This window comes from Serratia sp. G204Y, from assembly GCF_051172435.1.
GTDB lineage: Bacteria > Pseudomonadota > Gammaproteobacteria > Enterobacterales > Enterobacteriaceae > Serratia > Serratia sarumanii.
Genome location: NZ_JBPIZA010000001.1, coordinates 299,036 through 311,180, shown reverse-complemented (window position 1 = coordinate 311,180; position 12,145 = coordinate 299,036). Strand labels below are relative to the sequence as shown.

Annotated in this window: 10 protein-coding genes; 7 read left to right on the top strand and 3 right to left on the bottom strand. The window is 61.7% G+C overall.

Going from position 1 to position 12,145, the window contains the following annotated elements; all coding sequences use genetic code 11:
• Positions 1–485: 485 nt before the first annotated feature.
• Positions 486–1,904 (bottom strand): glutamine synthetase family protein, encoded by a 1,419-nt coding sequence (locus ACSBQQ_RS01480; protein WP_033647990.1) that lies wholly within the window; start codon positions 1,902–1,904, stop codon positions 486–488.
• Here ACSBQQ_RS01480 and ACSBQQ_RS01475 point away from each other — a divergent pair.
• The 6 genes from ACSBQQ_RS01475 (at position 1,818) to ACSBQQ_RS01450 (ending at position 8,760) form a co-directional block, all read left to right on the top strand.
• Complete coding sequence (locus ACSBQQ_RS01475; RefSeq protein WP_162057002.1) at positions 1,818–2,102, top strand: hypothetical protein; 285 nt, start codon at positions 1,818–1,820, stop codon at positions 2,100–2,102. The two genes, ACSBQQ_RS01480 and ACSBQQ_RS01475, sit on opposite strands and share 87 nt — an antisense overlap.
• A 197-nt stretch (positions 2,103–2,299) precedes the next feature.
• Entirely contained in the window at positions 2,300–2,857 is a 558-nt protein-coding gene (gene puuR / locus ACSBQQ_RS01470; protein WP_016927000.1) for an HTH-type transcriptional regulator PuuR, read from the top strand.
• 157 nt (positions 2,858–3,014) lie between these two features.
• Positions 3,015–4,526, top strand: coding sequence for a sugar ABC transporter ATP-binding protein (locus ACSBQQ_RS01465; RefSeq protein WP_039565101.1), 1,512 nt, complete (start codon positions 3,015–3,017; stop codon positions 4,524–4,526).
• Positions 4,523–5,518 (top strand): ABC transporter permease, encoded by a 996-nt coding sequence (locus tag ACSBQQ_RS01460; RefSeq protein ID WP_033648150.1) that lies wholly within the window; start codon positions 4,523–4,525, stop codon positions 5,516–5,518. The genes ACSBQQ_RS01465 and ACSBQQ_RS01460 overlap by 4 nt, the downstream gene beginning before the upstream one ends.
• A gap of 244 nt (positions 5,519–5,762) precedes the next feature.
• Positions 5,763–7,751: a ligand-gated channel protein gene (locus tag ACSBQQ_RS01455; RefSeq protein ID WP_048321811.1), complete on the top strand. Its 1,989-nt coding sequence runs from the start codon at positions 5,763–5,765 to the stop codon at positions 7,749–7,751.
• A gap of 55 nt (positions 7,752–7,806) precedes the next feature.
• Entirely contained in the window at positions 7,807–8,760 is a 954-nt protein-coding gene (locus ACSBQQ_RS01450; protein ID WP_048321812.1) for a siderophore ABC transporter substrate-binding protein, read from the top strand.
• Between the two features lie 33 nt (positions 8,761–8,793).
• Here the strand turns inward: ACSBQQ_RS01450 and ACSBQQ_RS01445 are convergent, their stop codons facing one another.
• Positions 8,794–9,582 (bottom strand): ABC transporter ATP-binding protein, encoded by a 789-nt coding sequence (locus tag ACSBQQ_RS01445; RefSeq protein ID WP_033647994.1) that lies wholly within the window; start codon positions 9,580–9,582, stop codon positions 8,794–8,796.
• Positions 9,579–10,661, bottom strand: a complete 1,083-nt coding sequence (locus tag ACSBQQ_RS01440) for a FecCD family ABC transporter permease (protein WP_031300718.1) — start codon at positions 10,659–10,661, stop codon at positions 9,579–9,581. Before ACSBQQ_RS01440 ends, ACSBQQ_RS01445 begins: the two co-directional genes overlap by 4 nt.
• 362 nt (positions 10,662–11,023) lie before the next feature.
• Between ACSBQQ_RS01440 and ACSBQQ_RS01435 the strand changes: the two genes are divergently transcribed.
• The gene (locus tag ACSBQQ_RS01435; RefSeq protein WP_048321813.1) at positions 11,024–12,124 is read left to right on the top strand and encodes a GGDEF domain-containing protein; all 1,101 of its coding nucleotides are present in this window, start codon (positions 11,024–11,026) and stop codon (positions 12,122–12,124) included.
• Positions 12,125–12,145: the final 21 nt, after the last annotated feature.

Sequence of the window (12,145 nt, the reverse complement as noted above, 5' to 3'; positions counted from 1 at the left end):
ACTTAAGGTTGCGGGGAAACTTCGCAACGAGCGACTTAATTCTAAAAGAAGGGGATTGTAAGCTGGATAACGGGTCGAGGTAACCTCGGCTGCTCCATAGTCGCTGCGGCCACAGCGGAAACCGGCGGGCACCGGTGCTAAAGTGAAAAATTGCCCCATCTTTCTAATCCTCATGAGTCACGACCATAAAGTTTTGTTTGATCGTGCACGAAACTATTTATCTATCCGGATCGGTGTCCGGCCTCGCTTGGTGTATGAAACGCTACGTTGGTAAAACTTAATGCAAAAAAAATAACCGACGCGTTAAAACGTCGGCTATCTGCATTTGAGATATTTTGCACCAGAATGCCTCCGGATGACAAGATCCGGAAGCCCTCAAATACAAATTCTTTTTGTCGATCGAACGGAAAACCGGCCCGGCAGGCGAATTAATCCACTACCGGCAGGCCGGTCGGCCGCACATACCTCTTACTTTATACGCCCATTCAGGCATTTTTCAACATCCAGTCAATCTCGGTTTCCGTCACTCGCCGCTCGAACTGCAGCAGTTCGTCGGTCTTGCAGGCGTGATAAACCTGGGTGAAACGCTCGCCCAGATAGTGGGTCAGCGCGTGCTGATGCTCAAACTCGTACAGCGCGTCGCTCTGGCGGATCGGCAGCGGCAGCCCCTCCTGCTCCAGCCCGTTGCCGGTCACCGGCTCAGGCAGCGGCAGCGCGTTGTCCAGCCCGTACAGCATGCCGGCCAGGATCGCCGCCATCACCAGATATGGATTGGCGTCGGCGCCGGCCACGCGATACTCCACCCGATGGTTCTCCGGTTCGCCGCAGGGAATGCGCAGCGCCACGGTGCGGTTGTTGTGGCCCCAGGCGGCCTGGATCGGCACATACATCCCAGGCTGGAAACGCCGGTAGGCGTTGACGTTCGGCGCCAGCAGCGCCATCGACGCCGGCATCAGGGTGATCATCCCGGCCAGCGCCTGTTTCAGCAGTGGCGAATCCTCGCCTTCGTCGTCGGCGAACAGGTTGTTGCCCGCGCCGTCCTGCATGCTGACATGCACGTGCATGCCGCTGCCGGCATGATCCTCGTAGGGCTTGGCCATAAAGGTGGCGTGCATGTCGTGGTTCTCGGCCACCAGCCGCACCAGCCGTTTCAGCGCCAGCGCGTGGTCGCAGGCCAGCAAAATATCGTCGGTATGACGCAGGTTGACCTCGAACTGCCCCGGCGACGCCTCCGCCACCGCGCCGTCCGCCGGCAGCCCCTGCAGCTTCGCCAGCGCGTCAATGTCGTTCAGCACCTCGGCGAAATGGTTCAGGTTATCGACGGAGTACACCTGGCTTTGGGTGTTGCGCTCCTGGGTGCCGGGCGCGCACGGCGGCTGCAGATCGCCCTCCGCGTCGCGCTGCCGATCGATGAGATAAAACTCCAGCTCTACCGCTGCCACCGGGAACAAGCCGCGCTGTCGCAGCGCCTGCCACACGCGGTTCAACACATTGCGGGGTTCAACGTCAAAGGGAGTGCCATCTTCATCCAGCATGGTCAGCAGCACCTGGCCGATATGCTGCGGATCGGCGGCCGACGGCGTCAGCGAGCCGGGTACCGGCAGGCAAATGCGGTCCGGCTCGCCGAGGTCTTGCCCAAGGCCGGTCTCCTCCACCACGTTGCCGAGGATGTCCATGGCGAACACCGACGCGGGGAAGTAGCTGCCTTTTTCCAGTTTTTTCAACCCTGAGACGGGTATGCGTTTGCCGCGGAAGGAACCATTGAGATCGGTGAGAAGGATATCGACATACTGCGTGGCGGGATGGCGTTCCAAATAATGAGCAACCTCATTTTGGAACGCGCTACTTCGCCTCTCTTCATGATGCTGTGCAAAATGTTCAACTGCTGCGCTATTGGTTTGCATACGTCACCCGCCATTATGCTCTTAAGGCGCGTTGGCGCCCGTCCGCCGTTCGATTCAACACATGATTGGATTTCTCGCCAGGCTGCGCCGCTGCCGGGCGCTCAAAATAACATCCACACCATGAAACATAGTCTTAACAGAATAGGTTTGCAAATGTTACAATCCTGTTTGATTATTCGCCGCCGGCTGCTAAATTGATAAAATATTGACCGAAAAGGCCTTGCCGCCATTTTTACGTCAACTATTTCGTCCAACGCACCGAGAGTGAACATGGGCAATATATTTTCCAAACCTGCCCTAACTACCGATATCATGCAGCATCGTTATCGCCCAGACAGGCGCCCGATAGCGATATTCATGTCTGCCTGTCGCCCCTACCAGAAGGAAGTACCGCTATGAGCGAAGCCAGCTTGGCACCGGGCAAACGCCTGTCGCAGATCCGTCAGCAATTGGGTTTGTCGCAGCGCCGGGTCGCCGAACTGTCCGGGTTAACCCACAGTGCGATCAGCACCATCGAACAGGACAAGGTCAGCCCGGCCATCAGCACGCTGCAAAAGCTGCTGAAGGTGTATGGCCTGTCGCTGTCTGAATTCTTTGCCGAACCGGAAGCCGTCGACGAGCCGCGCGTGGTGATCGACGCCGAGGATCTGATTGAGATCGGCAGCCAGGGGGTGTCGATGAAGCTGGTGCACAACGGCAGCCCGACGCGTAACCTGGCGATGATGCTGGAAACCTACCAGCCCGGCACCACCACCGGTGAAAAGATCAAGCACCAGGGCGAAGAGATCGGCACCCTGCTGGAGGGCGAGATCGTGCTGACCATCAACGGCCAGAGCTACTGCCTGACCGCCGGCCAGAGTTACGCCATCAACACCGGCATTCCGCACAGCTTCAGCAATACCTCGGCGCGCATCTGCCGCATCGTCAGCGCACACACCCCCACCACCTTCTGAGCGCTTCTCGCACCGGCGCAGCCTGACGCGGGTTGCGCCCCTACCCGCCAACGCGTTTTCCACCGCCGTTATGCCATTTTGTTGGTTGCCAACGGCGTAATCTGTGTTACAACAGAGCATAACAGCCATCTAAACATCTAAACGGCCTTAATACCCTATGTCAACCGCAACGCCTTCACGCCTCGAGATGCGCAATATCTCGATCGCCTTCGCCGGCTTCAATGCGCTGCAGGACGTGGACTTCACGCTGCAGGGCGGTTCAATCCATGCGCTGGTCGGCGCCAACGGCGCGGGCAAGTCGACGCTGATGGCGATCCTCTCCGGCGCCCACGATCATTATCGCGGCGAGATCCTGATCGACGGCCAGGCGGTGGCGATCCACTCCCCGCTGCAGGCGCGCCGCCACGGCATTCACGTGGTGCAGCAAGAGGTCGACGTCGCGCTGATCCCCACGCTGTCGGTGGCGGAAAACATCATGCTGGACTGGCTGAACGAACCGGGCCATTGGCTGAACTGGGCGGAACTGCACCGCCGCGCCGCGCAGCTGCTGCAGCAATGGGCGTTGCCGCTCAACCCGCGCAGGCGGCTGGCGGACTGCACGCTGGCGGAAAAACAGCAGGTGCTGCTGGCGCGCGCGCTGTCGCACCGCTGCCGTTTTCTGGTGCTCGACGAACCGACCGCCCCGCTCGATCGCGCCGAGAGCGAGCGCCTGTTTAACGTGGTGCGCCGCCTGCAATCCGAAGGTATCGGCATCGTATTTATTTCCCACCGCATCCACGAACTGAGCGACATTTGCGATCGGCTGACGGTGCTGCGCGACGGCCGGCGCGTCAGCGAGGACGCCATGCGCGGGCTGAGCGGCGAACAGATCGTCGAGAAGATGCTCGGTCATCGGCTGGACGATATTTTCCCACCGCCGCGCCCGCCGCACGCCGAGCGAACGCTGCTGCAGGTGCAAGGCTTGCGCGATCGCCACAAGCTGCGCGACGTTTCGCTGCGGCTGCATGAGGGCGAAATTCTCGGCATCGCCGGGCTGGCGGGAGCCGGCAAAACCGAGCTGTGCAAAGCGCTGTTCGGCGCCAGCGCCGTGCAGCTTGAGCGCGGCGAACTGCGCGGGCAGCCCTGGGCGCCGCGTGCGCCGCATCTCTCGGTCGAACAGGGGCTGGCGCTGGTGCCGGAGGAACGCCGCAAAGAAGGCATTTTCATCGATGAGGCGATCCCGATGAACCTGAGCGTCAGCGCCGACGACAGCTTCTCGCGCTGGAGCCTGTTCAGCCGGCGACAAGAGCTGCGCTGGGCGCGCGAGATCATGCAACGCCTGAACATTCGCGCCTCCGGCCCGCAACAGCGGCTGGCGCGCCTGTCCGGCGGCAATCAACAAAAAGTGGCGATCGGCAAATGGCTGCGCGGCGACGCCGAGGTGCTGATCTTCGATGAACCGACCAAGGGCGTGGACATCAAGGCCAAGCAGGAGCTGTTTGGCCTGATCGACGGCCTGGCGCGCGCCGGCAAGGGCGTGGTTTACGCCTCCGGCGAGTTCGCCGAACTGGTTGGCCTGTGCGATCGCATCTGCGTGCTGTGGGACGGCCGCATCGTGGCGGAGTTGAACGCCGCCGACATCGACGAAGAAACCTTATTGCTCTATTCCACCGGAGGAACCCCTGCGTGAGTAAAGAATTAGCCCTGCGGCCTGCGCTGCCCTGGCGCCAACAGCTGTTCGATTTCCTCTACAAATGGGGCATGCTGCTGACCGTGGCGGCGCTGATCGCCCTGTTCGGCCTGGCGTCGGACAACTTCCTCGATGCCAACAACATCATCAATATCCTGCGTTCGATCGCCATCGTGACGGTGATCGCCATCGGCGTCTCTATCTCGCTGTCGGTCGGCGGTTTCGATCTGTCGGTCGGCTCGACCGCCTCGCTGGCCAACGCGCTGGTGATTTCGCTGTTCGTCTGGCACGGGTTCGGCACCACCGGCGCCATCGTGGTAACGCTGCTGCTGTGCACGCTGGTCGGCCTGTTCAACGCCCTACTGATCGTGGTGTTCAGAATTCCCGATATGCTGGCGACGCTGGCCAGCCTGTTCGTGATCCAGGGCGTGGCGATGACCTACAGCTACGGCGGATCCATCACCCAAAACATGGTGCTGCCGAATGGCGACATGGCGGAAGGCCTGATCCCGGAGGTGTTTTCCGCCCTCGGCCAGGTGCCGGTGATCGTGCTGATCATGCTGGCGGTCACCGTGGCGGTGCAGCTGTTCCTGTCGTTGACCAAGCATGGCCGCCGCATGTATGCCATCGGCGGCAACCCCGAGGCGGCGCGCCTTTCGGGCATCCGCACCGTGCGTTACAGGGTTGCCGCTTATGTCATTTCCTCTTGGCTGGCGGCGCTTGGCGGCATCTTGCTGGCGTCACGTATCGGCTCTTCGCAGGTCAACGCCGGCGGCGGCTATCTGATGGACGCGGTGGCGGCGGCCTATATCGGCTTCTCGCTGGCCGGGGCCGGCAAACCTAATGCGCTCGGCACTCTGATCGGCGCGGTGATCCTCGGCGTGCTGCAAAACGGGCTGGTGATGCTGTCGGTGCCCTACTACGCCATGGACATTATCAAAGGCCTGGTGCTGGCGCTGGCGCTGGCCATCACCTACATCCAAAAACGCTGATCCTCCCCGGCGCACGCCCGCTGCGCCGCTTTTCCCTTTAATTCATCCGGTTAACCTTTCCCGCCAGCAAAACCAGCATACAAATGATATGGATTATCATTAGCGTTTACATTCAGAAAAAAATCCTTACAATAGCCTCACGCAACGTTGACGAAGCTAAGCATTTCTCAGCGAAAGACGAACAATTTCATTAGAAATTCAATTGGTTAATTACTTTCACTTCAATCCAGGAAAGGTTTACCTCATGGAAACGCCACGTTACAGCAAGCTCGCCGCTCTGGTGATCGCCTCACTCAGCGCCACCGCCGCGCTGGCCGCGCCGCAGGACGACACCCAGGACACCATGGTCGTCACCGCCTCCGGCTTCCAGCAAAAAATTCAGGACTCCGCCGCTTCCATCTCGGTGATCCCGCGCCAGCAGATCGAAGACAAGGCCTATCGCGACGTGACCGACGCGCTGAAAGACGTGCCGGGCGTGGTGATCACCGGCGGCGCCAGCAGCAGTGACATCAGCATCCGCGGCATGTCCTCCAAGTACACCCTGATCCTGGTGGACGGCAAACGCGTCGACACCCGCGGCACCCGTCCGAACAGCGACAACGCCGGCATCGAACAGGGCTGGCTGCCGCCGATGGAAGCCATCGAGCGCATCGAAGTGGTGCGCGGGCCGATGTCTTCGCTGTACGGTTCTGACGCCATGGGCGGCGTGATCAACGTCATCACTCGCAAGACCTCCCGCACCGAGTGGAAAGGCTCGCTGCACGGCGACGCCACCATTCAGGAAAACCGCGATTCCGGCGATCTGTTCCAGACCAACGCCTACGCCTCCGGCCCGCTGGTTGAAGGGCTGCTCGGCCTGCGGGTCAACGGCCTGCTGTCGCGCCGCGCGGAAGATAAAATCGTCAACGGTTACAACGAACAGCGCATGCGCAGCGGCACCGCGGTGTTCACCCTGACGCCGGACGAGAAAAACGAATTCGACTTCGAAATCGGCCGTTCGCTGCAGGATCGCAACAGCACGCCGGGCAAATCGGTGGTGGCGGAGCGCTGCAGCAAAGGCAAATGCTCGCCGACGTCCCGCAGCGAAAGCCTGTATACGCGCACCAACTACTCGCTGACCCACAACGGCTATTATGACTTCGGCAACTCCACCAGCTACGTGCAGCGCGAAGAAACCGGTAACCCGGGCCGTAACATGAAGGCCTACAACACCATCTTCAACACCCAGAACCAGTTCGAGCTGGGTTCCCATATGCTGAACCTCGGCGGCCAATACCGCTATGAAAAACTGGGCGACGGCGGCAACCAGCTTGAATCGGCTCAAGGTCTCAGCAAGCTGACGCGCTGGAGCTGGGCATTGTTCGCTGAAGACGAATGGGCGCTGACCAACGACTTCAGCCTGACCAGCGGCATCCGCATGGATCAGGATGAAAACTTCGGCAGCCACTGGACCCCGCGCATGTACGGCGTCTGGCACCTGACCGAACAGTGGACGCTGAAAGGCGGCGTCTCCGCCGGTTACAAATCGCCGGATCTGCGCCAATCCTCCCCTAACTGGGGGCAGGTCACCGGCGGCGGCGTGCGTAAAGGCATCATCGTCGGTAACCCGGATTTGCAGCCAGAGAAGAGCCTGAGCGAAGAAATCGGCCTGATGTGGGATAGTCTGAAAGGCATTAACGCCGGCGTGACGGTCTTCAACACCGACTTTAAAGACAAAATCACCGAAGTGCGCCGCTGCGAAGACACGCCGGATTGCACCATCGGCGGCACGTCCTACGACTTTATCAGCGATCGCGTCAACGTCGACAAAGCCAATATGCGCGGCGTAGAAGCCACCTTCGGCTGGCAGATCAACAAAGACTGGAAGTGGAACACCAACTACACCTACACCGCTTCCGAACAGAAGAGCGGCGAGTTCCAGGGCAAGGCGCTCAACCAGATGCCGAAGCACATGCTGAACACCGTGCTGGACTGGCGCGCCACGCAGGACCTCAGCCTGTGGTCGCGCGTCAACTTCCGCAGCCGCACCTCTGACTACCTGAGCCGCACCTCGATGGCCAAGAGCACGCCGTCCTACACCTTCGTCGATGCGGGCCTGAGCTACCAGGCGGCGAAAAACCTGCAGCTGACCGGCGGGGTCTACAACATCCTCGACAAGACCGTGGATTACGACCACTACAACACCACGCTGGACGGCCGCCGTTACACCGTCGGCATGACCTATAACTTCTGATGCCCCCGGGCGCGCGCTGCGCGCCCTTTTCATTCCATCACCGTGAGGAAGCCCCATGAGATTACGCCGCTCCCCCCTGATGATCGCCCTGCTGGCAGCGATGGCGCTGGCGGGTTGCCACAGTAAAACCGCTACGCCGGTAGCCGCAACCCCGGCCACCGTCAACGTCCAGCACCTGAACGGCAGCACCGAGGTGAAAAAGCACCCACAGCGCATCGTGGTGCTGGATTACGCCTCGCTGGAAACGCTGCAGCTGCTGGGCGTCGAGCCGCTGGCGCTGCCCGGCAACCGCAAGAACTTGCCGGATAGCCTGAAGCGCTATCAGGACGACAAATACCTCAATGCCGGCACCCTGTTCAAGCCGGATATGGCCGTGCTGCGCGCCGCCAAGCCGGATCTGATCCTGATCGCCGGCCGGGCGTCCAAAGCCTATGATGAGCTGAACGCGCTGGCGCCGACGCTGAACATGTCCGTCGATCCGCAGGATCAGCTGGGCAGCCTGAAACAGCGCACGCTGCAGCTGGGCGAGCTGTTCGATAAGCAGCAACAGGCACAGGCGGCGGTCGATAAGCTGGATGCGCAGATCGCGGCGGTCAAACCGCAGGCCGCTCAGGCCGGGCGCGGGCTGGTGGTGCTGTTCTCCGGCGGCAAGATCAGCGCCTACGCCCCCAAGAGCCGTTTCAGCTTCGTCTATGACGCCCTCGGCTTCTCGTCTGCGCTGCAGTCCGACGAAAAAGACGTGCGCGGCAACAAGCTGACGCCTGAGCAGGTGGCCAAACTGAATCCGGACTGGCTGTTCGTCATCGACAGAGACGCCGCGACCGGGCGGCCGAACGCGGTGGCGCCGCAGAAGATCCTCACCGGCACCGCGCTGAAGAAAACCACGGCGGTGAAAAAAGGCCAGGTGGTTTACCTGCCGGCGGCCGAGGTGTATCTGTCCGGCGGCATCGTCACCGCCCAGCACGTCGTCGAACGCGTGAGCGAGGCGCTGAACCACGCAGCACGATAAAGAAAGCCCGGCGATGCCGGGCTTTTTCTTGGATTAAATCGTCGGCTGGTTCACCAGACCGTCTATCAGCACCTGCGGCGTGCCCTGCGAACAGCGCTCGATACGCCCGCGCACGCCGTAGACCCGCGCCAGGCTCTGCGGCGTAATCACCTGATCCGGCGCGCCGTCGGCGATCAGATCGCCATCCTGCAGCATCAGCACGTGGTCGCCGTGGCGCAGCGCGATGTTGATGTCGTGCACCACCACCACCGTCACGATGTTGCGCTTGCGGGTTTCGCGGCGCACCAAATCCATCACGTGGAATTGATAGTTGAGATCGAGCGCGCTCAGCGGTTCATCCAGCAGCAGCAGCGAGGGCTGACGGATCAGCGACTGCGCCAACCCCACCAGCTGTTTCTGGCCGCCGGACAGCTGATCGAGATAGCTCAGCGCCAGGTGGGCGATACCCAATTGCTCCAGCAAAGCCATCACTTCCGCTTCGCTGCCGGCGTTGCTGCGGCCGCCCGAGGCGCGCTGCGCCACGATGATCGACTCCAGCACGTGCAGATGCACCCCGGCGGGCAGCGACTGCGGCAAATACACCACTTTCTCCGCCCGACGGGCGAACGGCATCTGCATCAGATCGCCGTCGTCCAGCCACAGCTTGCCCTGCGCCGGGTTCAGCCCGGCCAGCGAGCGCAGCAGCGTCGATTTGCCGCTGCCGTTCGGCCCCAGCAGCACGGTGATTTGCCCGCGCGGCAGCATCGGCACCGAGAGATCGTCGATCACCTGGCGCTTCGGGTAGCCCGCCGAGAAGTGTTCTATTCGCAGGCCCTGGCTCATACGTTCCCCCGGTGGCGCAAAATAATGCTCAGGAAGAACGGCACCCCGACCAGCGACGTGACGATGCCCACCGGAATGATCACCCCGGGCACCAAATTTTTCGACGCCACCGAGGCCATCGACAGCACCAGCGCGCCAATCAGCGCGCTGGCCGGCAGATAGAAACGGTGATCTTCGCCGAAGATCATGCGGGCGATGTGCGGCGCCACCAGGCCGATAAAGCCGATCGGCCCGACGAACGCCACCGCCAGCGCCGAAAGGATGCTGATGCGCAGCAGCGTGGTCAGCCGCAGACGGCGCACGTCGATGCCGAAGCTCACCGCCCGGTCTTCACCCAGGCGCAGCGCGGTCAGTTTCCACGAGCTCATCATCGACAGCGGCAGCAGCACGGCGAACACGCCGAACAGAATGCCCAGCTTGTCCCACGAGGCGCGCGCCAGGCTGCCCATGGTCCAGAACACCAGCCCCTGCAGCGTGTCCTCGCTGGCGATGAACTGCATCATCGACACCAGCGCGTTGAAGGTAAACACCAGCGCGATGCCGAACAGCACCACGCCGGAGGTGGCGACCCGCGTCCAGCGCGTGATGCCGTCGAGCATCAGCGCGGCGAACAGCGCGAAGATAAAGGCGTTGGCGGAGATGAACCACTGATCGGGAATGCCCGGAATGCCGATGCCGAGCACGATCGCCAGCGCGGCGCCAAAGGCCGCGGCGGAAGACACGCCGAGGGTAAAGGGGCTGGCCAGCGGGTTATTCAGGATGGTCTGCATTTCCGCCCCGGCCAGGCCGAGCGCAAACCCCACCACCACCGCCATCAGCGCGTAAGGCAAGCGGATGTCCCAGACGATCACCCGCGTGCCGGCATCGGCCGCCGCGGGGTCAAGCAGCGTTTGCCATAAAGACGACAGCGACAGCCCGGACGGCCCCATGGTGAAATCCAGCAGCAGCGACCCCAGGATCGCCAGTGCCAACACGCCCATCATCAACAGGCGATGGCGAAGAATATGCTGATAACGCCCCATCACGCCGGCGTTGGGTTGCCCCTTGGCGTCAGTCATGGGATCGGTGGATACGCTCATTCGTTAAGATACCTGTTACAACCATCATGACAGCGGCGCGAAAGCGTCCGCCGTAAACCGGAAAGCGCGCGGCGACAGCCTGCGCGCAGCCGTCAACAATAAAGCAAACGATAATACTTATCAATCATATCAATAGGTGAAAACGGCGTTATCGGAATGTAATAAATTGTTTTTCCACGCCATTCTTCAATCCATCGCGTTTACCCCCGCTGCGGCCAGCAGGTTCATTATTCTGAAAGTTATTCCTGATCCGACCAGACTCTGACAAATAACGAAAAAACCACATAGAATCCAAAATCACAGCACCGAGCGTGCAAAAAACTTCAGGCCGCCGCAAGAGCGGCCTTATTGACGAGGCTGTAATGAGAAGTCCATCTCCGGCGGTAACGCCCAAACGCCCGGCGCTGCTGAACTGGCTGTTGCACAGCCCGCTGCACGCCGATGACGAGCCGTTTAAACGCAAGCTGCGGCTCACGCTGACGCCCTCTCCTCTCACTCCCTGGCTGAATGCCGTGGGGCCGGCGGCGCTGTTGGTGGGGTACGCCTGGCTGAACCAGCGGCTGGTCGGTATCGTTCTGCTGCTCCTGTTGCTGCTGCTGACCGCCGGGCGCGCCTGGCTGGCGCAGAGGCGCCAACCCGCCTGGCCGGACGCCATGCTGGTGACGGTGTTGCTGTGGATGCTGCTGGTCGGCGCCAGCGCCGCGCTGGCGATGCTGTCGGGCCGCTTTGTGCTGATCCTGTTCGCCGGTCTGACGATCACCGCTCTGGCCTGCTGGCTGATGCAGCGCCATGCCGCCGCGCCGCGTTTCGCGCTGCTTGAGGTGATCGCGCTGACGCTGCCCTACCTGCTGGCGGCGCCGCTGTCGCGCGTGCAAAACCTGTTCGTCCTGGCGGATCTCACGCCGCTGTGGCTGGTGCTGGCCCATGGCATGATCGCGCGCTACCACCGCCAGCGGGTACAGCACGTCACGCTGGCGTGGGAGAAGCAGCAGGCGTCCCACCGCGATCGCCTGACCGGCTTCCTCAACCGCGCGGGCGGTGAGGCGGTGATGCGCAACATCTGCCGCCCTGGTACGACACAGCCAATCTCTCACCTGTTCATTCTTGAATTCGGCCCGCTGGCGGCGCTTTACCAAAGCCACGGCGTGCAGATCGGCGACGACGTGCTGCGCACCGTCGGCGAGCGCCTCAAGACGCTGATCCGCCCCAGCGACTACGTCTGCCGCTACACCGGCGGCCTGTTTTTAATACTGGTGCACGATCTGCCGTACGGCGCGGAAAGCGAGTTCCTGGCGCGCATTGTGCCGCCGCTGGAAGCGCCCTACGATTTTGGCACGTTCGGCGAGGTGAACATGCAACTCAACGCCGGCATTTTGGCGCTGACGCAGGATTATGCGACGGTGGAAGATTTGATGAGTTCGGCGCAGCAGGCACTGGCGGAAGCCAAAGGCGGGAAAAAGTAAAACCACACGCGGCGGGAGCTC

Coding starts and splice junctions, on each gene's coding strand:
- puuR (WP_016927000.1), top strand. CDS start 2,300: ATGAGCGAAGCCAGCTTGGCACCGGGCAAACGCCTGTCGCAGATCCGT.
- ACSBQQ_RS01475 (WP_162057002.1), top strand. CDS start 1,818: ATGAGCAACCTCATTTTGGAACGCGCTACTTCGCCTCTCTTCATGATG.
- ACSBQQ_RS01455 (WP_048321811.1), top strand. CDS start 5,763: ATGGAAACGCCACGTTACAGCAAGCTCGCCGCTCTGGTGATCGCCTCA.
- ACSBQQ_RS01440 (WP_031300718.1), bottom strand. CDS start 10,661: ATGAGCGTATCCACCGATCCCATGACTGACGCCAAGGGGCAACCCAAC.
- ACSBQQ_RS01480 (WP_033647990.1), bottom strand. CDS start 1,904: ATGCAAACCAATAGCGCAGCAGTTGAACATTTTGCACAGCATCATGAA.
- ACSBQQ_RS01445 (WP_033647994.1), bottom strand. CDS start 9,582: ATGAGCCAGGGCCTGCGAATAGAACACTTCTCGGCGGGCTACCCGAAG.
- ACSBQQ_RS01465 (WP_039565101.1), top strand. CDS start 3,015: ATGTCAACCGCAACGCCTTCACGCCTCGAGATGCGCAATATCTCGATC.
- ACSBQQ_RS01435 (WP_048321813.1), top strand. CDS start 11,024: ATGAGAAGTCCATCTCCGGCGGTAACGCCCAAACGCCCGGCGCTGCTG.
- ACSBQQ_RS01450 (WP_048321812.1), top strand. CDS start 7,807: ATGAGATTACGCCGCTCCCCCCTGATGATCGCCCTGCTGGCAGCGATG.